This is a genomic window from Mesorhizobium sp. M7A.F.Ca.MR.245.00.0.0 (assembly GCF_003997415.1).
GTDB lineage: Bacteria > Pseudomonadota > Alphaproteobacteria > Rhizobiales > Rhizobiaceae > Mesorhizobium.
This window is the reverse complement of sequence record NZ_RZTE01000016.1, coordinates 67,665-89,751: the sequence shown is the minus strand read 5'-3', so window position 1 is coordinate 89,751 and position 22,087 is coordinate 67,665. Positions and strand designations below refer to the sequence as shown.

The following is a 22,087-nucleotide window of genomic DNA, read 5'->3' as shown; positions in this document are numbered from 1 at the left end:
GCAAACCTCTAATGCGCGATGCCGGAGCCGGCCGCTTCGTCGATCAGCCGGCCGGTGGCGAAGCGATCGAGATCGAAGGGGCGGCTGATGTCGTTGTGCTTGCCTGATGCCAGCAAGTTTGCCAGCAGCGTGCCGCCTGCGGGAATGGCCTTGAAACCACCCGTGCCCCAGCCGCAATTGAGGAACAGGCCGGGCAATGGCGATTCGCCGATGATCGGCGAGGAATCCGGCACGACGTCGACGATCCCAGCCCATTGCCGCATCAGTTTGAGCTGGCCGAAGATCGGGAACATCTCCAGCAGGCCGGCAATCACCCCCTCCAGCGTCGGCAGATTGCCGCGCTGAGCATAGGAGGGGATGCGGTCGAGCCCGCCGCCGATGACGATCTCGCCCTTGTCCGACTGGCTGACATAGACGCCGCAGCCGGGCGACAGCACGACTGTGTCGAGGATCGGCTTGACCGGCTCGGAAACGCAGGCCTGCAGCGCATAGGAATTGATCGGCAGCCGGAAGCCGGCCTTGGCCGCCAGCACCGAAGAATGCCCGGCTACCGCCATGCCGATGCGCTCGGCCCGGATCGCGCCACGCGAAGTCTGGACGCCGCGACAGCGGCCGCCCTCGATGATGAAATCGGTGATCTCGCAGTTCTGGATGATGTCGACGCCGAGCCGGCTCGCCGCCCGCGCATAGCCCCAGGCGACGGCGTCATGGCGCGCCGTACCGGCCCTGCCTTGCCAGATGCCGCCGAACACCGGGAAGCGCGCATCGGCTGAGAAATTATAGATCGGCGCCACCCGGCGCACATCGTCAGGTGAAAACAGCTCGGCATCGATGCCGTTGATCTGCATGGCGTTGACGGTGCGCGCCCCGATCTCCATCTCGGCAGTCGAGTGGCACAGATTGACCATGCCGCGCTGCGACAGCATGACGTTGTAGTTCAGGTCTTTCGACAATCCCTCATAGAGCTGGTGCGCCAGCCCGTAGAGTTCGACACTTTCGGGATAATAGTAGTTGGAGCGTACCACAGTGGTGTTGCGCCCTGTGTTGCCGCCGCCGATCCAGCCTTTTTCCAGCACGGCCACCCTGGTGATGTTGTGATTCTTTGCCAGGTAATAGGCCGTCGCCAGCCCATGGCCGCCGCCGCCGATGACGATGGCGTCGTAGGACGGCTTCGGCTCGGGCGATCGCCAGGCCGGTTGCCAGCCGGTCTGGCCAGCCAGGCCCTCCTTGAACAGCGACAGGGCGGAATAGCGTGTGGTCATGACGTGCCGGACAGGCCTGATGTTCGGAAAGAAATGTGGATCATCGAATGGTCTTTCGCACCGACGTCATCGGTTCGATCGGTCATGCCCGCATCGCCTTGCCCAGTGGATCATATGGCGACGAAGCGATGACGCGCGCATCTCTTTCGACGCCGACGATGTGGGTTGTCAACGGCGTATCGATATCGGCCGCTTCGCGCTCGACCAGCGCCATGGCGAGGCTCTTGCCGACCGTGTGGCCGTAGCCGCCCGAAGTGACGAAGCCGGCGAGCCTGCCTTCGTTCCAGATGGGTTCGTAGCCGCTGGCATCGGCATCCGCCGCGTCGATTTCGAGCGTCACCAGCGTGCGCCGGGATTCGACTTGCCGTTCCTTCAGAGCCGCCTCGCGGCCGATGAAATCGCCCTTGTCGAAAGCGATCCAGCGGCCCATTCCGGTCTCATCAGGCGTATAGTCCTGCGTGAACTCGCGTGACCAGATACCAAAGCTCTTTTCGAGCCGCAGCGAATTGACCGCGCCGAAGCCATATTCGGTCACATCAAGATCCTTGCCTGCCGATAGCAGCGCACGGCGCAGCCCCGCGTGTTCATTGGCCTGGCAATGGATCTCGTAGCCGAGTTCGCCGATGACCGACAGTCGCCCGACCTTGGCTCGAACCAGTCCGACATCGAGCGTCCTGCAGGCGAGAAAGCCAAAGGCCTCGTGCGAAACGTCCTGATGTGTGAGGCGCTCAAGCAACATTCGCGCATTGGGACCGGCGAGCGAGAAACCAACAATGGCGTCCGAAATGTCTCGGACGGTGACGCCGTCGCTCATATGCTGCTCGAACCAGCGCATATGCCACTGTCGCAGATAGTAGGATCCCATGATCCACCAGGAGCCATCGCCCCAATTGAAGACGGTGAGGTCGCCCTTGAGTTTGCCGTTTTCACCCAGCATCGGCGCGAGTTTTGCGCGACCCGGCCTGGCAAGCGCACAGGCAAGCAGCCGGTCGAGCCAGGCCTCGGCCTGCGGGCCGGTGATCTCGTAGCGCGAGAAGGCTGATATATCGAGCAGGCCGACACCTTCGCGCACTTTGCGGCATTCCTGTGCGACAATGTCGAAGGCGTTGGAGCGCTTCAGCGTCGGTGTCTCGACGAAGCCTCGCGGCGCGAAATAGAGCGGCACTTCCATGCCCCATGAATTGCCCCAGCGCGCGCCGGCGGCATCCATCGCGTCATGCGCGCCGGCTGTTTTCAAGGGCCGTCCCGCCGGCAGCTGCTCGTTGGGATAGCTCATGACAAAGCGGCGCGAATAGAACTGCCCGGTGGTCTGCTTGATGTATTCGCGGTTGGAGGCGAAGTCGCCATAGCGGGCGATGTCCATGCCGTAGACATCGGCTTCCGGCTCGCCATGGATCATCCATTCGGCCAGCGACTTGCCGACGCCGCCGCCTTGCAGGAAACCGGCCATGACGCCGCACGCCACCCAGTAATTGGGCACGCCGCGCACCGGGCCGACCAGCGGATTGCCATCCGGCGAGAAGGTGAAGGCCCCGTTCACCCAGCGTTTGATGCCGGCTGTCTCCAGGCAGGGGTAACGGCTGAAGCCGAGCGCCAGTTCGTCGGCTATGCGGTCGGTGTCTTCCTGGATCAATTCAATGCCGTAGTCCCACGGCGCCCCATCCATGTTCCAGTGCTTGTGGTTGACCTCATAGATACCCAGCAGAAGGCCTTTCTGCTCCTGGCGCATGTAGGTGAAGCCTTCGAGATCGACGATCAGCGGCAATTCCTTGTCCAGTACCTGGATTTCGGGCAATGCCTCGGTGACCAGATAATGGTGCTCCATCGGCGATACCGGCAGGTCGATGCCGGCCATCCTGCCAACCTGCTTGGCCCACAGTCCGCCGGCATTGACGACGTGCTCGGCAATCACCGTGCCCTTCTCGGTGACCACGTCCCAACCGCCATCGGCGCGGCGGTTGAGTTCCAGCACGCGGTTGTGCTCGATGATGTCGGCGCCGCGCAGCCTGGCTGCCTTGGCATAGGCGTGCACGACGCCCGAGGGATCGATATGGCCCTCGCGCGCGGCATAGAGGCCTCCCAGCATGCCGTCGGTGTTGAGGATCGGGCAGCGCTGCTTGATCTCATCGACACCGACCAGGTGGACATCGTCGATGCCCATGGTCTGGAAGATGCGGTAGGAGGCCTTGAGCCATTCCCAGCGCTCCGGGGCCGAGGCGACCGAGATGCCGCCGGTCATGTGCATGCCGATGCTCTGGCCCGATTCCTTCTCGACTTCGGAGAGCAGGTCGATCGTGTAGGCCTGCAGGGCGGCGATGTTGGGATCGGCGTTCAGCGCATGGAACCCGCCGGCCGCATGCCAGCTCGATCCCGCTGTCAGTACCTCGCGTTCGATCAGCGCGACGTCGTTCCAGCCGAACTTCGCCAGGTGATAGAGCACCGAGGCTCCAACCACGCCGCCGCCGATGACGATCGCCCTGTATTGGGATTTCATCCTGTCGCACTCCACCCAGTCAGTGGCGTACCCTACTGGTATTGTACATATGTGTCTAGAGCTTGGAAAGGCGATAGAATGAGCGGCCCATGACTCCGCTCTGCGCCGATGCAGCAGAGGGGGCTCCTCTGCTGCTGTCGGCAGCAAACGTGCTTGCTATTGGGGCGATGCGCTAAGCGAAATCGTCAGCCGCGGCGGCCGGGCGGGCCGTACTATCGGTTGCGCGAAAGCGTCTTCTCGACATAGCGCGAGAAGTCTTCGACATCCTCCGCCGGAGGCTCCTGGCCGGTGAAGCTGCGCAGATAGCCGGCGACGTGAGGCAGGCGGCTGCTCATCGGCTCGTTGAGCTCAAGCGAGTAATAGCCGATCTGCATGAAGTACAGCACGCGGGCTCGCACGAACGCGTCTTCTTCCTCATAGCCGTGGCGCATGAACATGTCGCGGACGGCGTTGACACGCTCCTCGTCGGCCTCGTCGAGCGCGCGCCTGATGGCAGGCGAGCGGCGGGCCCAGGCCCTGATCGCGAAATCCAGCTGCGGATCGAACAGTCTTTCGTCCACCCAGCATTCGAAAATGCTCATCACCCCGCGAATGACGGTCGCGGAAGGCCGCCTGGCCCGTTCGACGATGAACCTGGTGTTGGTCTGCCGCCAGTAGTCGAGCAACTGGTCGAGTAGATCCTGCCGGCTCTTGAAATACCAGTAGAAGCTGGAGCGCGACACATCGAGCTTCTGGCCAAGCGTCAGCACGCGGACACGTTCGACACCGTCCGAGATCAACGTTTCAAGCGCAAGTTTCAGCCAGTCTTCGCGAGTGGCCTTGATATTGCCGGTGGCGCCGGCGCGCTGAATCGTCGTTTCGAGAGCTGCCATCGGCACGACGCATGACATGCTGCCTCAGGCAAATCAAGGCTATGGACAGAAGTGTATAGAGGAAATCGGCCCAAGCCGACGACGCGCCATGGATATTGGCCGCATCGAGGCTCGATGAGGCAATGTCGTCACCCGCCACCGCGCGGCGCAAGCGGGGGGATTTTTGTCGCGGCTGCTGGTTCACTGTTTGCTTTCCCGCGAGGCAATTGTCTGGCAAATACCAGTTCAGACAGATGCCCGCGCGGCCAACAAGCAGGAACACACGATATGACGCTGTTTCGAAAGAACCTCATCGATGGCGAATGGGTCGGCGACGCCGGTTCGCGCAACATCAACCCCTCGGATACCGGTGACATCGTCGGCGATTATGCCTCGGCGGGTGTCGAACAGGCCAAGCAGGCGATCGCCGCGGCCAAGGCAGCGTTCCCGGCTTGGTCCCGTTCCGGTCCGCTGGCGCGTCACGCGGTGCTGAAAAAGGCCTCCGACGAGATTCTGGCGCGCAAGGACGAGATTGGCCGCAATCTCGCGCGTGAGGAAGGCAAGACGCTGGCCGAAGGCATAGGCGAGACCATTCGCGCCGCCCAGATTTTCGATTTCTTTGCCGGCGAAACGTTGCGTTTAACCGGAGAGGTCGTGCCAAGCGTGCGACCGGGCGTCGGCGTCGAGATGACGCGCGAGGCGGTCGGCGTGGTCGGCATCATCACGCCGTGGAATTTTCCGATCGCCATTCCGGCCTGGAAGATCGCCCCGGCATTAACCCACGGCAACACTGTCGTCTTCAAGCCGGCGGAGCTGGTTCCCGAGAGCGCCTGGACCATCGTCGATATCCTGCATCGCGCCGGCCTGCCAAAGGGCGTGCTCAATCTCGTCATGGGCAAGGGCTCGGTCGTCGGCCAGGCGATGCTCGACAGTCCCGACGTCAACGCCATCAGCTTCACCGGCTCGGTCAGTACCGGCAAGCGCGTTGCCGCGGCAAGCATCGAACACATGCGCAAGTTCCAGCTTGAAATGGGCGGCAAGAACCCTCTGGTCGTGCTCGACGATGCCGATCTTGCGATCGCCGTCGATTGCGCGCTCAATGGCGCCTTCTTCTCGACCGGCCAGCGCTGCACCGCGTCATCCAGGCTGATTGTGGCTGACGGCATTCACGACCGTTTCGTCGATGCCCTCAAGGACCGCATGAGCAAACTGGTCATCGGCGATGCGCTCGACGCGCAGACCCAGATCGGTCCTGTCGTCGACGCGACGCAGCTGAAGCAGGACGAGGACTATATCGCCATCGGCGTCAGGGAAGGTGCCACGCTCGCCTTCGGCGGCGAGCGGCTCGACCGCAAGACGCCAGGCTTCTACCTGCAGCCGGCATTGCTCACCGAGGCCACCAATGCCATGCGCAGTTCGCGCGAGGAGATTTTCGGACCTGTCGCCAGCGTCATTCGCGTCAAGGACTATGACGAGGCGCTTTCCGTCGCCAACGACACGCCCTTCGGCTTGACCTCCGGCATCTGCACCTCGAGCCTCAAGCATGCCACGCACTTCAAGCGCAATTCGGAGGCCGGAATGGTGATGGTCAACCTGCCGACGGCGGGTGTCGATTTCCATGTTCCCTTCGGCGGCCGCAAGGGCTCGAGCTATGGGCCGCGCGAGCAGGGCCACTATGCGGCGGAGTTCTACACCACGGTGAAGACGGCCTATACGTTCGCAGGCTGATCGGCCGTCGGCCGATCATGCCGGGCTGATCGGGCCGGCAACACCGCCCATGCCCATCTGGATTGGAGCGGCGCGAAAGGATGACAGTGCAAGATCTGACCTGGCTTAACCCGCCGCCGCACTATTCTATCGACGGCGACAGCGTTCGTGTGCGCACCGGCAAGGAGACCGATTTCTGGCGCGAGACCTTCTACGGTTTCTGGCGCGACAACGGCCACTTCCTGCACCGGCCGGTCGAAGGCGATTTCAGCGCCGAAGTCACGGTCAAAGGCGACTACGAGGTCCTCTATGATCAGGCTGGGCTGATGGTCCGGCTCAGCGAAACGCACTGGATCAAGGCCGGTATCGAGTACACCGACGGCCTTGCCTATTTCTCCGTTGTCGTCACCAACGACACGTCAGACTGGTCGCTGGTCGCCATTCATGCCGATCCGAACGGCGTCAGGATCCGGTTGACCCGTCACGCCGAGGCGATCCGCGTCCAGTACCTCGACGCTTCCGACAGCCACTGGAAGCCTGTGCGGCTTGCCTATTTCCCGACCTCGAAGACGGTCGATATCGGCATGATGTGCTGTTCGCCGCAACGCGAAGGCTTTGAGGTAACGTTCTCGGATTTCTCCCTCGGTCCGCCGATATCGCGGGAATTGCACGATTGAGACGTGCGGTCTTGCGCTGAACCGCAAGCACTTCGACCTTTGCCACAATCAAGTCTGTAGACCGCCGTGTGCCTCCGGCCGAGCCGGGGGGTTGGCCGCGGCACTGCGGCCGGCGAGATCGTCAGCCAGTTGCGATGCCGCCAGACGGTTCGAAATTTTTGGCCCCTGGTTCGGCTCAAGGCGGTGCAAGGCAGGACGTTGCAACGCTATTGGCATCCGCGCTAGGAGTTGCCAATGGGCAGGTTTCGAAGGGCTGTCAAAAGAGCCGTCTACTCCAGGGCGCTAAGGTTTCTTGGCGTTCCGCCCGTGCTGTGGTCGCAGGGCATCGGGCATTTCTGCGATTTCGCCGGGCCGCGCTGGTATCGCAACGCGCCAACTGCATCTACGCAGAGCGAGGCATTTTTCCGCCAACATTACAGCGGCGCGCATGGCATCGTCTGGCTGCGCCTGAGCACCTTGTCCAGGGATGCGCAAACCTGCGACCTCGACACGTTTGTCAGGATCGTGCTGCCGACGATTACGGCACCATTCACGCTGCTGACGACCGATGGGGATGCTTCGGTGCCGTCGGATCTGGCGAAGGACACCGTCGACCAGCTTCTCGCCAACCCTTTCCTGGTCTCCTGGTACAGCCAGAATTGTGATGGCACTCACCCCAGGGTGAAGCCTTTCCCGATCGGGCTCGATCTTCACACGCCTAGGTCCCTTGCCACGCCGGCAGGGCTTGTGAGGCAACTGGAAATCATACGCGCCCGGCAGGATCATGTGGACCGCCGCCCGCCCAGGCTATTCTCTGATTTCAGCATCAGCAATGGCTCGAAGCAGCGCCGGGAACTGCTTGATGCCCTGGGCGGATGTCCGCACGTCGATTTCCTGACGAAACGCGTCTCGCAACGCTCGATCTGGCAACGGTACTCGCAATACCCGCTCGTGCTGTCCACCGAAGGCAACGGCCTGGACTGCCATAGGACATGGGAGCTGTTTTATCTCGGCTGCATCGTCGTCACCAGGACCTCGCCGCTCGACCCGCTCTACCAGGGCCTGCCTGTCATTATCGTCGACGACTGGCATGAGGTGAGGGACCCCGATGCGCCGAGACGCTGGATAGAGCAGGTCGCGCATCTGACCGACCGGGACCATGTTTGGGGACGCTTGCATCCGCAAACCTATCTCGGCCCCATTCGGCAAGAGCTTCAGCACGCATCATGATAGGGCAGACCACGAAATTCCGGCTGGACGTCGTGCGGAGCGGGCTCCTGCAAGCGATGTGGAACGATGTCGCTCCTCCATATCTGGTGGAGTGAGGGATCAGGTGCCAGCCTCGTCCAGCCCCAGTCCGCCGCGGACGGCATTGCGGATGGCTTCTGGGCCGAACCTTGCCCAAACCGCTTGATGCGCGCAGATGCGCTGCCGTGCCCTGCGGTCCGCGTCCAGGCAAAGTCCGACAGCCGTCTCGGCAAGTCCTTCATCGGTATCCGACAGCAGCAGTTCCTCCCCGTCGACCAGGTCCAGGCCCTCGGCCGCCAGAGGCGTGGCGATCACCGGCACGCCCCACGCCATCGCCTCCAGAATCTTGATGCGGGTGCCGCCGCCTGCCGCAAGCGGGATGATGGTGAGATGCGCTCTCGACAGAAGCGGCGCCATGTCTTCGGGGTCTTCGACGAGCTCCACGCCAGGCAATCCTGCCAGCGCTTGCACGGCCGTAGTCGGGTTGCGCCCAGCGAGAATCAGTGTCGCGGTCGGCAAGGTCAGTCGGATGCGCGGAAGTATGGAGCCGGCTAACCTCTGGACGGCATCGACGTTTGGCGGATAGCCGAGATGGCCGACGAACAGGATCACCGGAAAGCCTTCGTCGGATTCGGGATCGGCGGGCAGCGTTTCGGGGCTGTGCCCGGCGTGCGGAATTCCGTTTGGAACGACATCGATCGGCAACTTGTGCCGGGAAAGCGCCATCAGCCGCTCTCGATCCTGGCTCGAGCAGACCCAGACCCTGTCGACAAGGGCAAGCGCCTTTCTCTCGAGACGCCTGATGCCAAGGCCCTCGCTGATCGTCGCCACCGCAGCCCGCTTCGCATCGACGTGCCGCAGCTGTCCCGCCAGGTCGGACTCGACATTGTGCATGTCGAGGATGAGCTGTTTCGTCAGTGCCCGCAAAGGCCGCAGCAGCTTGAACAGGCCGATACCCTCGATCACCACCGTGTCCGGGCGGAAGTCCCGAACTAGTGTCTCCAGCCGCGTCAAGGCGACGCGCGAGATGCGACGCTCCGCCCTTATACGCCACCACCCGATCGAGGCGGAGCGGGCCTCTCCCTTGATCGACAAGGCTTCGGTGCGGATCGACGGATCGGTTGTTTCCGTCGCCTGCGGCAGCACAGACACCAGGCAGACCGGGCCGAATTGCGCAGCAGACTCAGCATTGCGGTAGTTCCGCAGATCCGCGCCGGAGATCGGCGGAAAGGCTGGATCGTGGGACACAACCAGCACACGTTGTCCGGCTTTCGCCGCGGAGACAGCGTCGAGCGGTTGTGCGCCCGCGGGTTTCAAAGCGGACGCTCTGGGCTTTGCGCCTGAGACTTCATTCCAGACGGCATGCGCGACGGCCCCAAAACCATAACAATCGGCTTCGACTTGTTCAGCCGAACGAGGCTTTCGTCAAGCGCCGCATCGTCGCTGATTGTCAGATGCACCAGTTGCGGCGGGCTGCCGGAATATCACCATCGCCTGGACCACGCCAACCAGCGGCCCGCCAGACGCTTCCACGATGAGGTGAGCCTTGTCCGCCGATAGGCGTCGCCGGCCATCTTGATGCCTTGCGCCTGCGTCGGGAATGGATGGATGACGTCGGCCAGCGCACGCAATCCCATGCCCGATTTGATCGCCAGCGACACCGCATTGATCATCTCGCCGGCATGGCTGGCAACGACCGTGGCGCCCAGGATGCGGTCGGACCCCTCCCTGACGTGGATTTTGACAAAACCCTCCTCCTCGCCGTCCATCACCGCACGGGCGACATCGTGCATCAGCACTGTATAGGTCTTGACCGGGATGCCGTTCTGGCGCGCCTCCGCCGGATAGAGGCCGACATGGGCGATCTCCGGATCGGTATAGGTGCACCACGGAATGACCAGTTCGCTCAGCTTCCTGCGTCCGAGAAACAGGGCATTGCGTACGACCATGCGGGCTGTCGCTTCGGCGGTGTGGGTGAATTTGTAGGCGAGGCAGACATCGCCCGCCGCATAGATGCGCGGATTTGTGGTGAGGAGACAGTCGTCCACCTTGATACCGTCGGCATCGTAAGCCACCCCGGCGTTTTCCAGGTCGAGGCCGTCGACATTGGGCGATCGGCCGATGCCAGTGATGATCTCATCGACGGAAATCGTCGTCGTGATGTCGTCGCACACCAGGTCGGCGAGCTTCTTGTCGCCTTCCGTTCGTATCGCCACCACCTCGGTGTTGAGGCGAACCTCGACACCTTCGCGCGCCAGCGCATCCGAAAGGATCTGGGCGGCATCGCGTTCCTCACCGGGCAGGAACATCGGTTCGCGCTGCGCCTGGATGACCTTCGCGCCCAGCAGGCAGAAGGCCTGCGCCGCCTCGCAACCGAGCGGTCCGCCGCCGATGACCAGAAGCCGCTTCGGGCACTCCGTGAGATCGAACATGGTCTCGTTGCTGAGATAGCCGGCGTCGGCAAGCCCCGGGATCGTCGGCAGCCTCGGGCGCGCGCCTGTCGCGATCAGCGCCTTTCTGAAACGCAAGATTTGTCCGGCGACCGTGACAGTGTCCCTTCCGGAAAACCGCGCTTCGCCGAAATAAAGGTCGATGCCTTCGGAAACCAGGCTATCGGCGGCATCGGCGCGGCTGATCCGCTGCCGGATCTGCCGCATCCGCGTCATGGCGCGCTGAAAGTTGACGTGAAGACGGTCCGGCATGTCGCCGCCGAAATTCTCGGCATCGCGCATGTCGGCATAAAGCCTTGCGGTGCGGATGATCGACTTCGACGGGATGCAACCGACATTGACGCAAGTTCCGCCGATCAGGTTGCGCTCGATGAGCGCGACCTTTGCGCCGAGGCCGGCCGCTTCGTAGGCGGCGGTCAGCCCAGCCGGCCCGGCACCGATGACCACGATATTGTAGGGATCGTCCGGCTGCGGGTTCTTCCAGTGCGGCGGATGGGCGCCCTTGATCAGCTCAATGTCGTTGTGATCGACAGGAAAGGCGGTAGCCCTGGTCCGGTCACGCGACATCGCCGCCACCCGACGCCGGGCTTGCTGGCTGAGACAGCCAGCCGCCATTGAACCCGGCCTTGCGCAGGCCGTTGCGGATGTGTTGATTTGACCGCATCAGTCTCCAGATCAACCCTGACCGATGGTTCTCGATCATCATCACCACGATGCCTTGATCCAGCCCATAGTGGCCTTCCGACACCCAGCCGTGCCTCCCGAACTTACGCCGGTTCGCCAATGTCGGGTTGAAACCGCTCGGCAGTCGGAAATTACCGATCACCTCGGGGTAGCGGTCACCGAGATGGCGCAACGCCGCCAGGCAGATCTCCGGGGCGAAAGGCAGTGATGCCGGATAGGACCAAGGCGCGATCGTCCCGTCATCGGGCCCGAACGGCGCGCCGCGCGCGGCATAGCCGGAAAACCGCCGGCGCTGTCGCTCCACGCTGGTGCGAAAGCCGCCTGGCCCGTCGCCCGCCGAAAGACCCCAAAGGTTCTCGTCGTAGCCGCCATAGCCGTAAGGGTTGTGGCGTGCATAGTCGCGGTGCAGATAGGTCGAGCGGCGGCTGTTTTCGAAATAGTCCGAGTTCTTCTCGCGCATGAAGGCGTCGCGGATGCCGGCGAAATCGATCCAGGCATGCGAGAACTGGTGCATGAACAGCGGACCGCCATACAGCACGTCGTAGCCGTAGATGTTTTCCCACTGATAGGTCGCCGTCCAGCCCTCGTAGCTGTTGTCCGAGGTCGGGCTGTCGGGCGAAGCCATCGACAGGATGTAGAGGATCGTGGCTTCGTTGTAGCCCTCCCAGCCATAGTGGAGAAAGCCGCTCTTCGGCTTCCAGCCTTGTCGCAAGGTCGGGCTTGAGCCTTGTGCCCACCGCCAGTCGACGCGCCGGTAGAGCGCCTCGGCCAGTTGGCGGATTTCGGCTTCCTCGTCATCGTCACCGGAGAAATAGGCGCCCGCCACCAGCATGCCCGATATCAGCAATGCCGTATCCACCATCGACAGTTCGCAGCGCCAGACGCGCAGGCCGGTCCGCATATCGAGGAAATGGTAGTAGAAACCCTTGTGGCCGGTGACGTCGTCGCTATGGCTTTGCGGGCTGGCCGAGAAGAAGCGCAGCGCGGCCAGCGTCAGCTTCGCGGCGGCATCGCGCGCCATCCAGCCGCGCTCGACGCCGATCGGATAACTGGACAGCGCGAAGCCGACGACAGCGATGCTGGCCGGCGAATTCGGCCGCGACGTGTCGGCGACCAATCCGTTTTCGGGGTTCACGTTCTCGAGGAAATAGTCGAAGGCGGCGCGCTGATAGCGGTCCAGAAGCTCGTCGTCGGACAGCGCGGCAGGCTCGGCTCTAAGCAAAGGAAACAAGCTCCCGCCGGATGGTTGCAGCGTCCGTCAACCGCCAACCAGTTGCCCCGCACCGGCAGATCATCACGCATGCTGAACTGTCATGCCGCGTCATAGCTTTCCCGTATAGCTTTGTTGCGTCAACGTCGATTCGACGCCTGGGACTATACGCCCCTACGCTCCCGTTCGTTGCGTCGTCACGCGGAATTGAAATGCGTCCTGCCTCAGTAGGTGGCGCGGCCGCCGGAAACGTCGAACACGGCGGCGGTCGTGAACGAACACTCTTCCGAGGCAATCCAGCAGATCAGCGCCGCCACCTCTTCGACCTCGCCGAAGCGCGCCATCGGTATCTTGGACAGCATGAAGTCGATGTGCTCCTGGCTCATCTGCTTGAAGATAGCGGTGCGCACGGCCGCCGGTGTGACGCAATTGACCGTCACCTTGGTCTTGGCCAGTTCCTTGCCGAGCGACTTGGTCAGGCCGATCACCGCAGCCTTCGAGGTGCTGTAGGCGGAGGCATTGGGATTGCCTTCCTTGCCGGCGATCGAGGCTATGTTGACGATGCGGCCATAGTTGCGCTCGAGCATGTGTGGCACGAGCGCCTTGTTGCAGTAGAAGACGCCGTTGATGTTGATGTCGATGACCTTCTGCCAATCCTCGGTCGAATAGTTCCAGGTCGTCATGTTCGGCCCGGTGATCGCCGCACTGGTGACCAGGATGTCGACACCGCCAAGCGCTTCGATCGCCGACTGCTTGGCGCGTTCCACGCCGGCCGCATCGGCGACGTCGATGGCAACACCGTGGAGGCCGGGAAGGGTGGCTTTGGCCTGTTCGATCTGAGCCGGATCGCGATCCCAGACTGAAACCCGTCCGCCCTCTTCGACAATCCTCTGAGCCACTGCCAGACCGATGCCCGAAGCGCCGCCGGTGATCACCGCCGCTCGATCGCTGAACCGCCCTGTAAAATTCATCGGCATCCGATTTTCCCCATCATCTCAACCCGATGGACGATGACGGTACGCGACCGCCATACCATCGACTGCGACTGTGCGGTCACCATCAGGCGAGTTCAAGCCGGCATGCGAGGCCGATCGTCTGGGCCAATCCCGTTACCCGGGATTTCCCTCGAGCTCTCTGCCCAGCGCCTTCACCATCGCCACCAGCGCCGGTCCGATCTCGGCATGCGCGCGCTCTTCCGTGAAGATCTCGCCGATGCCGCCGCAGGTGATGGCAACCAGCGGCGAGCCGTCACTCGGACGGAACGGCACGCCGACCGCATGGATATAGCTGTGCCAGGCGCCGAACGACGTCACATAGCCCTTGTCTGCATACTGGGCGATCGCATCGTCGATCGCCGCCCCGATCATCGCCGCCCTGTCCGGCTCGGCCTCCTGCAAAGCCTCCACAAGGCGAGCGCGCTCCTCAGGTGAAAGGGCCGCCGCATAGGCCAGCCCCATCGATGTCTTCCAGATCGGCAGGTAGGAGCCCGGGTTGAGCCGCAGCGTGACAAGGCTCTCCGACCGGCAATTGGCCAGATAGACCATGTTGAGGCTGTCGCGCGTGCCGAGCGCCACCGCCGCACCGGTCAGGTCGGCCAGCGGCTGCATCAGCGGCCGGGCAACGTGAACGACGGCGCTGGAACTGAGCGCCGAATAGCCCAGCGCCACGGTGGCGGGTCCGAGGCTGTAGCGGCCAAGGTCCTTGTCGTAGAGGAGATAGCCGAGCGCGCTTAGCGTATAGGTGATGCGTGAAACCGTGGCCTTGGGCAGGCCGGTGCGGGCAATGATGTCCTGGTTGCCGAGTGAGGCATCGCCCGGGCGGAAGGCGCGCAGGATGCCGAGCCCGCGCACCAGCGACGACGAAAGCTGCGCGCCTTCGCCTTCAAGCTCCGTCTCGTCCCTGGTCGCTCGCTTGCGCACGCTGAGGTCTTTCTGGCGTCGTCGTCCGCCTGTCGGGCCAGCGTCGCCGGCGTTGTCTAAAAAATGAAATTAAATTCCATTTATATTGACAGGCGCTTTCCCCCACTGTCAATATGCTTCCCTCGATGGCATCTCCAAGCGCCCTGTGCCATCTTACGAAGCCCCTCCTTGTGAAGGTAGCCACGTGTCTCGCTATATTTTGCGCCGGCTTATCGCCATGCCGTTTCTGGTGCTCGGCATCGTCACCATCGCCTTCCTGATCACCACGGTGACCAAGGGCGATCCGCTGACCGCCATTGTCGCCGAACAGCAGATGAGCAACCCCGAAGTGGTGGCCGCCGCCAAGGCGCGCTGGGGTCTCGATCGTCCTTTCCCGGAACGCTATATGATATATCTCGGGAATCTGCTGAGCGGCGATCTTGGCACCTCGTTCATCACCAAGCGCAATGTCGGCACCGACATTCTCTACCGCTTGCCGGCAACGCTCGAACTGGTTTTCGCTGCGATGATCTTCGGCACCACGCTCGGCATTGTGCTTGGTGTGCTGGCCGCCTATTTCCGCAACAGCCTGATTGACCATGGCGCGCGGCTGTTCGCCTTGTTCGGCTCTTCGCTGCCGGTGTTCTGGTCGGGGCTCGGCCTGTTGTTCATCTTCTCCGTCATGCTGAACTGGCTGCCGGGGCCGGGCAGGGTCGATGCCCGCCTGGCATTGCCGCCCGGCATCACCGGCTTCCTGACCATCGATTCGCTTCTGGCTGGCGACTGGACCGTCTTCAAGGACGCGCTCCGGCACCTGCTGCTGCCGGCCTTCGTCCTCGGCTGGACGGTTTCCGGCACCATATCGCGGCTGGTGCGCGCCAACATGCTTGATGTGATGAGCCGCGAGTTCGTCCTCACCGCGCGCGCCAAGGGCGCGAGCGAATTCCGCGTCGTCATCGTCCATGCGTTGCGCAACACCATGGTGCCGACCCTGACCGTCATCGGCTATTCCTTCGCCTATCTGATCACCGGCGCGGTGCTGACAGAAACCATCTTTTCCTGGCCGGGCATGGGCTCCTATGCCGTCGAGGCGGCGCGCGCGCTCGACTTCCCGGCGATCATCGGCGTCACCATCGTCGGCGGCCTCGCCTTCCTGGTCACCAACCTCATCACGGACATCCTCTACGTGGTGGCCAATCCGCGCGTGAGGTTGAGCTGATGTCGGCGGTCACAACCAAATCCCATTCCGCCGCTGTTCCCGAATGGCTGACCGCGCCATTGGTCATCGGCACGGTCGTCATCCTGTTCTGGCTGTTCATGACCGTCTTCGCCGCCTTAATCGTGCAGTTCGATCCGCTCGAAATGGTCGCGCGCCGCTTGCAGCCGCCGAGCTGGGCGCATTGGCTCGGCACCGATGCGCTCGGCCGCGATGTCTTGAGCCGCACCTTGCACGGGGCGGCGCATTCGCTGCCGATCGCGGTTCTGGTTGTCGTCTCGGCCGTCGTCATCGGCTCGCTGCTCGGCGCCATTTCTGGCTTCGTCGGTGGCCTGACCGGCGCGGCGATCATGCGGCTTGTCGACGTGACATTGTCGTTCCCGCCTATGCTGCTGGCCATGGCCGTCGCGGCGTCGCTCGGGCCGGGCCTCGGCAATGCGGCCATCGCCATGGTGCTGGTCTGGTGGCCGGTCTACGCCCGCCTGATGCGGGCGCAGGTGCTGGAGGTGAAGGAGCGTGATCATGTCGAGGCGGCGATCGCCGCCGGCGCCAGGCCGCGCCGCGTGCTGTTCACGCACATATTGCCGCTTTGCTGGACCCCGGTGCTGATCAGCGCGACGATGGATCTCGGCCAGGTCGTGCTGCTTGCCGCGTCGCTCAGCTTCATCGGTCTCGGCGCCACGCCGCCGACGCCCGAATGGGGGTCGATGATCTCCGATGGCGCCGTCCATTTCTACCAATGGTGGATCGCCTTCGGTCCGGGCGTCGCCATCCTCACCATCGTGCTCGGCTTCAACTTCATCGGCGACGGCTTGCGCGACATTCTCGATCCAAGGTCGGATTAAGCGATGAGCGCACAGATATCTACAGCGCCGCCGGGTGCAGTCGACAAGGCGGGCAAAGGTGAGCCGCTGCTGTCCATACGCGGCCTGCGGGTAGGCTTCCGGCGGGCAGGCGATCAGTTCGAAGCGGTGCGCGGCATCGACCTCGAAGTCGCCAAGGGCGAAGTGGTCGGCATTGTCGGGGAGTCCGGCTCGGGCAAGTCCGTCGGCATGCTCGCCGCGCTCGGCCTGACGTCGAAGAACGCGGTCGTCACCGGTTCGGTCCGCTTCAACGGCGACGAACTGGTCGGCAAATCGTCACGCGAAATGCGCAAGATCAGGGGCGCGCGCATCGCCATGATTTTTCAGGACCCGCTGTCCTCGCTAAACCCGGTGATGACCGTCGGCGCCCAGATCGCCGAGGCGGTCAGGCTGCATCAGCGCGTCACCCGCAAGCAGGCCATGGCGCGGGCGGTGGAATTGCTCAATCTGGTGGCGATCCCGCAGCCGGAGCGCCGGGTGAACCAGTATCCGCATGAATTCTCCGGCGGCATGCGCCAGCGCGCGGTCATCGCCATGGCCGTCGCCAACGATCCCGATTTGCTGATCGCCGACGAACCGACCACGGCGCTCGATGTGACGGTGCAGGCGCAGATATTGGCAGTGCTGCGTTCGTTGCAGGAGCGGCTCGGCCTTGGCCTGGTGCTGATTACCCATGATCTCGGCGTCGTCGCCGGTCATGCCGACCGCGTCGCGGTCGTCTATTCCGGCCGTGTCGTCGAACAGGCTGGCGTATCCGAGCTGTTCGCCGACCCGCGCCATCCCTATACGCGCGGCCTCATTGCCTCGATCCCCAATCTCGAGGAAAGCCGCGAGCGGCTGTTTTCGATCGATGGCTCGCCACCCGCACTTGGGCGCTTGCCGGGCGGCTGCGCCTTCCATCCGCGCTGCATCTATGCCGAGGCACGCTGCAGGACCGAGGATCCGCCTTTGCACGACATAGGCGGCCGCTTCTCGGCCTGCCATTTCGCGACGACCTTGCCGCCCTTCCATAGCGCCTCGCTGGCGGCGGCAGAACTGGACAGTGGAAGCATGGCCCCATGAGCGCAGTGGAGCAAACTCAAGTCGAAACCAAGCCGGCGGCAGCGCTTTCCGTGCGCCATCTTGTCAAGGATTTTCCGGTTCGCGGTGGCCTCGTCTTCGATCGCGCGGTTGCCCATGTGCGTGCGGTGGCCGATGTGTCCTTTGACTTGGCGCCGGGCGAAACGCTGGGCCTCGTCGGCGAATCCGGTTGCGGCAAGTCGACTCTCGGACGCTGCCTGATGCGGCTGATCGAGCCCACCAGCGGCGAAAGCTGGTTCCGGGGCCAGAACCTGCTCGCCCTCAACCACGAAGACATGCGCCTGATGCGGCGCTACATCCAGCTGGTCTTCCAGGATCCGTACGGGTCGCTGCATCCGCGCATGCGCATCGCCGACAACATCGCCGAGCCTTTGCGCATGAGCGACATGTCGGCGGCCGACCGCCGCGCCCGCGTCGCCGAATTGCTCGAACTCGTGCGGCTCAATCCCGATCACGGCAAGCGCTATCCGCATGAACTGTCCGGCGGTCAGCGCCAGCGCGTGGTCATCGCCCGCGCGCTAGCGCTCAACCCGCAAGTGGTGATCCTCGACGAACCGGTTTCGGCGCTAGATGTTTCGGTGCAGGCTGGCGTGCTCAATTTGCTCAGGGATATCCAGCAGTCTTTCGGCACATCCTATCTGTTCATCGCACATGATCTTTCGGTCGTGCGCCACATCTCGCACCAGGTCGCGGTGATGTATCTCGGCAAGATCGTAGAGATCGCACCCGCGGCCGAACTCTATTCGAGGGCGCTGCATCCCTACACGCAGGCGCTGCTGTCGGCGGTGCCGCTCGCCAATCCCGAGAAGGAGCGCAAGCGCGAGCGCATCGTACTGACCGGTGACGTGCCGAGCCCGCTCAACCCACCATCCGGCTGCCGCTTCCGCACGCGCTGCTTCAAGGCGCAGGCGATCTGCGCTGCCGTCGAACCACCGCTCGATCCGGCTGGCGGTTCGCATCGCGTCGCCTGTCATTTTCCGGAGCCGGTCAACACGTTCAAGACTGTGTGATTGGCCTGCCGAATTCACCCGAAGGAATCTTGATCGTGACTGAGGACCATTCCGAGAATGCCGGTACGGCAGGATCCGCGCGCCTGCCGCTCGAAGGCATCAAGGTTCTCGATCTTTCCCGCGTGCTCGCCGGTCCTTGGGCAACGATGAGCCTTGCCGATCTCGGCGCCGAGGTCTGGAAGATCGAGAACATAGATGGCGGCGACGACACCAGGGCGAGGTCGGTGCCGAGCTACAAGGGTGTCTCGACCTACTATCTCTGCGCCAATCGCGGCAAGCAGAGCATCGCGCTCGACATGAAAAGCCCGCAAGGGCTGGCCATCGTGCGCGAACTGGCGGCGAAGGCCGACATCGTCGTCGAGAATTTCCGCTCCGGCACCGCCGACCGCCTCGGCGTCGGTTTCAAGGAACTCAGCGCGCCAAACCCGCGGCTGATCTACTGCTCGATCTCCGGCTATGGCCAGACCGGACCCGATGCCGGACGGCCCGGCTATGATTTCGTCATGCAGGCCGAAAGCGGCCTGATGGCCATCACTGGCGAGAGCAATGGCGAGCCGATGCGCGTCGGCGTCGCCATCACCGACATCGTCTGCGGCATGGTCGCGACGCAGTCGATCCTGGCAGCGCTTTACGAGCGCGCGACGACCGGCAAGGGCCAGTTCCTCGACCTGTCGCTGATCGACTGCGCGCTCAGCCTGCTGATCAATGTCGGCAGCGATTACCTCAACACCGGCCGCGAGGTCGCCCGCTACGGCAATGCGCATCCGACGGTTGTCCCCTATCAGATATTCGAGGCCTCCGATGGCGGCTTCGCGCTGGCCGTCGGCAATGACCGCCAGTTCGCGGCGCTGTGCGAGAAGGTCCTTGATCTGCCACATCTGGCTGGGGATGCGCGCTTCATCAAGGCAGGCGCGCGTGCCACCAACCGCGAGGCTTTGATCCCCGAATTGGCGGCTGCCTTCAAGACCAAGCCACGCGACCACTGGATGGCAAACTGTGCCGCCGCCAGCGTGCCGGCCGGCACGGTAAAATCGATACCGGAAGTCTTCGATAGCCCCAATGTGCGCGAACGTGGCCTCGTCCAGACCTTGCCGCATCCGCATCTCGGCTCCGTCGCCATGGTGCGCCCGGCACAGGGACTTGCCGCGCAGCTGACCGCCGACTTTACCGCGCCGCCGATGCTGGGCCAGGACACAGCTGCCGTGCTGGCCGACGTGCTCGGCTACAGCGCCGAGACCATCGACCAACTGATCGGCTCCGGGGCTGTCAGCGTCTATGCGCCTGCAGCCGAACCGATCCCGCCTGATCTTCCACGGAACGTGGCAGCCCTCGTCTCGCATTTGCGGGTCGACTGAGTGGTTCTTCACTTCAAGAGCGCGAAGAGCCGTTCCCGGAAATGCTCGGCCAGCTACTTCTGCTGGCCGTAATTCTTGTACCGCCCGCGAATGGCGGCAAGCTCGGTGCCCTCGATGATCGCCGGTGTGCCGGCGCTGCGCGCCAAAAGGTATTGCCGCGCCAAGGTCTCGAGCTTGATGGTGCGGATGAGCGCCATGTCGAGATCGCCGCCGAAAGCGATCATGCCATGATTGGCGAGCAGGCAGGCTGACCTGTCCTTGAGCGCGACGACGGCAACCTTGGCCAGTTCGCTTGACGCGAACAGCGCATAGTCCGAACAGCGCACATCATCGCCACCGAAACCAGCGACCATGTAATGGAACAGCGGCAGTCCCTCGCGCAGGCACGATAGCGCCACGCAATGGTCGGGATGGGCATGCACGGCGGCACCGGCCTCGGGGAAAGCCTTGTAGATCTCGGCGTGCATTTCCCATTCGCTCGACGGCCGGAACGCCCCCTCCCAGCTGCCATCGAGTTGCATCGGCACCATCTGCTCCGGCCGAAGCGCGCTTGTAGCTATTCCCGTCGGCGTGATCATCATGCCGCTTGTCGTCCGCACGCTGATGTTGCCGGTGGTGCCGACATTCATCCCGCTGGCGTCCAGCGTCTGCGTCGCGGTGATCAGGCTGGCGCGTGCAGTCTCGGTGTCCATCACGATGCTTTTCCTGTGGTTGGCCGCATGACAGGTTTTGCCGGTGGCCATATATCGATCGCCGGCGCGACGGTGGTCGCCCGTGTCATGTCTTGCAGGACGTCGGCGAAAATATCCGGGCCGCCGAGCTTCCCCGATTTCAACATCAGCGCCAGCGGCTCGGATGGCAGGCCGGGGAGGTGGGCAGTGGCACGCGACAGTCCCGGCCCCTCATAGGCACCCATGGCGATGCGGTCGATGCCGAGCGCCTTGACCACCGAACCGGCGGTCTCGCCGCCGGCGACGACCAGCCGCCGCACACCGAGTTCGAGCACAAGAATGTGTGCAATCCCGGCCAGCATCTCTTCCGCCTTTGCCGCCACCGCGTTGCGGCCATGCGCCTGCTGCAGCGCTTCGACCGTCGCTTGCGGCGCCGTCGTGGCAATGGCGATCATCGTGCCGGGCAAATGCCGCTGGGCGAAGGCACGCGCTTCGGCCACTACATCGGCGCCGGCGAAGGCGCTGGCCAGATCGATCGTCAGCAGTGGATTGTTTTGCGCAAAGCGTTCGAGCTGTTCGATGGTGCGGTCGGCAACGCTGCCGGCCAGCACCGCCGCTGGGCCGTTTATGGCCGGCAGGCTGGCGGTAACGAGATCGACTGAATTCAGCAGCCCATGCGTGAGCCAGGCCGGTGGCAGATGCGCGGCGACCGAGGAATTGCCGGTCATCAGCGGCAGGTCGAAGGTCGCTTCCGCGATCGCAACCAGGTCGCGCTCGCGGATCGTGTCGGTGACCAGCAGCGTCTCGCCGCCCGCGCTGTGCTCTCGTATGGCGTTGCGGATGGCCTCCGCCCCGGCATCGACGACGAGATAGGGCACCAGCCCGACCTTGCCTTTGCTCTGCGCCTGCAGCACGCGAACCAGATTGGAATCGGTCATCGGCGTCAGCGGATCGAAGCGCTTGGGCGATTCACCCAGCAATTGGGCGCCGCCGAACAGGTGTCCCTGATAGACGGTGCGGCCGGTCTCACACAGCGCCGGAGTGAACAGCGTGACGCCGCCGCCGAGGCGCTCGAGCAGCGCCTCGGCGCAAGGACCGATGTTGCCGGCAGGTGTCGAATCGAAAGTGGCGCAATATTTGAAGAAGATCTGCCGGGCACCAGCTTCAAGCAGCCGGTCCGCCGCCGCCAGAACCTGGCGCACCGCATCGCTGGCCGCGATGACGCGTGTCTTGAGCAGGATCACATGGGCAAGATTGCCTGGTGGGATCGGCGCACTCAGTCCGACCGTGCATCCCGTTGGAATGCCGCGCGCCACCAGCATCGACGCCAGCTCGGTGCCGCCGGTCAGATCGTCGGCTATGGCGCCGAACAGGAGTGAAGGCGTCGCGGTCATGCGCCCCGTCTCATGTCCGTCTGCACCATGGCTGCCCG

The 22,087-nt window shown here is 63.6% G+C and carries 18 protein-coding genes; 8 read left to right on the top strand and 10 right to left on the bottom strand.

The window, feature by feature from the left end; all coding sequences use genetic code 11:
* Positions 1-8: 8 nt before the first annotated feature.
* The 3 genes from EOB80_RS17960 to EOB80_RS17950 all read right to left on the bottom strand — a co-directional run bounded on the left by EOB80_RS17960 (position 9) and on the right by EOB80_RS17950 (position 4,628).
* Entirely contained in the window at positions 9-1,262 is a 1,254-nt protein-coding gene (locus EOB80_RS17960; RefSeq protein WP_127328837.1) for a sarcosine oxidase subunit beta, read from the bottom strand.
* A gap of 82 nt (positions 1,263-1,344) precedes the next feature.
* The gene (locus tag EOB80_RS17955; RefSeq protein WP_127328836.1) at positions 1,345-3,756 is read right to left on the bottom strand and encodes an FAD-dependent oxidoreductase; all 2,412 of its coding nucleotides are present in this window, start codon (positions 3,754-3,756) and stop codon (positions 1,345-1,347) included.
* Positions 3,757-3,968: 212 nt separating this feature from the next.
* A complete protein-coding gene (locus EOB80_RS17950) occupies positions 3,969-4,628 on the bottom strand; it encodes a TetR/AcrR family transcriptional regulator (protein WP_164762650.1) in 660 nt (219 codons plus the stop codon).
* 267 nt (positions 4,629-4,895) lie between these two features.
* Between EOB80_RS17950 and EOB80_RS17945 the strand changes: the two genes are divergently transcribed.
* The 3 genes from EOB80_RS17945 (at position 4,896) to EOB80_RS17935 (ending at position 8,200) form a co-directional block, all read left to right on the top strand.
* Positions 4,896-6,335, top strand: coding sequence for an aldehyde dehydrogenase family protein (locus EOB80_RS17945; RefSeq protein ID WP_127328834.1), 1,440 nt, complete (start codon positions 4,896-4,898; stop codon positions 6,333-6,335).
* Positions 6,336-6,415: 80 nt separating this feature from the next.
* A complete protein-coding gene (locus EOB80_RS17940) occupies positions 6,416-6,991 on the top strand; it encodes a DUF1349 domain-containing protein (RefSeq protein ID WP_127328833.1) in 576 nt (191 codons plus the stop codon).
* A gap of 234 nt (positions 6,992-7,225) precedes the next feature.
* Positions 7,226-8,200 carry a hypothetical protein gene (locus EOB80_RS17935; RefSeq protein WP_127328832.1) on the top strand — a complete coding sequence of 325 codons (975 nt, stop codon included), beginning with the start codon at positions 7,226-7,228 and terminating at the stop codon, positions 8,198-8,200.
* Positions 8,201-8,299: 99 nt separating this feature from the next.
* Here the strand turns inward: EOB80_RS17935 and EOB80_RS17930 are convergent, their stop codons facing one another.
* The 5 genes from EOB80_RS17930 to EOB80_RS17910 all read right to left on the bottom strand — a co-directional run bounded on the left by EOB80_RS17930 (position 8,300) and on the right by EOB80_RS17910 (position 14,481).
* Positions 8,300-9,475 carry a glycosyltransferase family 4 protein gene (locus EOB80_RS17930; RefSeq protein ID WP_245466372.1) on the bottom strand — a complete coding sequence of 392 codons (1,176 nt, stop codon included), beginning with the start codon at positions 9,473-9,475 and terminating at the stop codon, positions 8,300-8,302.
* Positions 9,476-9,702: 227 nt separating this feature from the next.
* Entirely contained in the window at positions 9,703-11,235 is a 1,533-nt protein-coding gene (locus EOB80_RS17925) for a mercuric reductase (protein ID WP_127328830.1), read from the bottom strand.
* Positions 11,225-12,574 carry a glucoamylase family protein gene (locus EOB80_RS17920; RefSeq protein WP_127328829.1) on the bottom strand — a complete coding sequence of 450 codons (1,350 nt, stop codon included), beginning with the start codon at positions 12,572-12,574 and terminating at the stop codon, positions 11,225-11,227. Before EOB80_RS17920 ends, EOB80_RS17925 begins: the two co-directional genes overlap by 11 nt.
* A gap of 212 nt (positions 12,575-12,786) precedes the next feature.
* Positions 12,787-13,539, bottom strand: a complete 753-nt coding sequence (locus EOB80_RS17915; RefSeq protein WP_127328828.1) for an SDR family NAD(P)-dependent oxidoreductase — start codon at positions 13,537-13,539, stop codon at positions 12,787-12,789.
* 132 nt (positions 13,540-13,671) lie between these two features.
* Positions 13,672-14,481: an IclR family transcriptional regulator gene (locus EOB80_RS17910; RefSeq protein ID WP_127328827.1), complete on the bottom strand. Its 810-nt coding sequence runs from the start codon at positions 14,479-14,481 to the stop codon at positions 13,672-13,674.
* A gap of 184 nt (positions 14,482-14,665) precedes the next feature.
* On the opposite strand from EOB80_RS17910, the gene EOB80_RS17905 reads away from it, so the two are divergent.
* Genes EOB80_RS17905 through EOB80_RS17885 form a run of 5 tightly spaced genes read left to right on the top strand, consistent with a single transcriptional unit; the run spans position 14,666 to position 19,984 of the window.
* Complete coding sequence (locus EOB80_RS17905; RefSeq protein ID WP_127328826.1) at positions 14,666-15,679, top strand: ABC transporter permease; 1,014 nt, start codon at positions 14,666-14,668, stop codon at positions 15,677-15,679.
* Positions 15,679-16,521 carry an ABC transporter permease gene (locus EOB80_RS17900; RefSeq protein WP_127328825.1) on the top strand — a complete coding sequence of 281 codons (843 nt, stop codon included), beginning with the start codon at positions 15,679-15,681 and terminating at the stop codon, positions 16,519-16,521. The genes EOB80_RS17905 and EOB80_RS17900 overlap by 1 nt, the downstream gene beginning before the upstream one ends.
* A 3-nt stretch (positions 16,522-16,524) precedes the next feature.
* Positions 16,525-17,601 carry an ABC transporter ATP-binding protein gene (locus tag EOB80_RS17895; protein ID WP_127328824.1) on the top strand — a complete coding sequence of 359 codons (1,077 nt, stop codon included), beginning with the start codon at positions 16,525-16,527 and terminating at the stop codon, positions 17,599-17,601.
* On the top strand, positions 17,598-18,629 hold the full coding sequence (locus tag EOB80_RS17890; protein ID WP_127328823.1) for a dipeptide ABC transporter ATP-binding protein: 1,032 nt from the start codon (positions 17,598-17,600) through the stop codon (positions 18,627-18,629). The genes EOB80_RS17895 and EOB80_RS17890 overlap by 4 nt, the downstream gene beginning before the upstream one ends.
* Positions 18,630-18,664: 35 nt before the next feature.
* Entirely contained in the window at positions 18,665-19,984 is a 1,320-nt protein-coding gene (locus EOB80_RS17885; RefSeq protein WP_127328822.1) for a CaiB/BaiF CoA-transferase family protein, read from the top strand.
* A gap of 53 nt (positions 19,985-20,037) precedes the next feature.
* Here EOB80_RS17885 and EOB80_RS17880 read toward each other — a convergent pair whose 3' ends face one another.
* Positions 20,038-20,676, bottom strand: coding sequence for a class II aldolase/adducin family protein (locus EOB80_RS17880; RefSeq protein WP_127328821.1), 639 nt, complete (start codon positions 20,674-20,676; stop codon positions 20,038-20,040).
* Entirely contained in the window at positions 20,676-22,049 is a 1,374-nt protein-coding gene (gene otnK, locus EOB80_RS17875; protein WP_127328820.1) for a 3-oxo-tetronate kinase, read from the bottom strand. Before otnK ends, EOB80_RS17880 begins: the two co-directional genes overlap by 1 nt.
* Between the last annotated feature and the right edge of the window lie 38 nt (positions 22,050-22,087).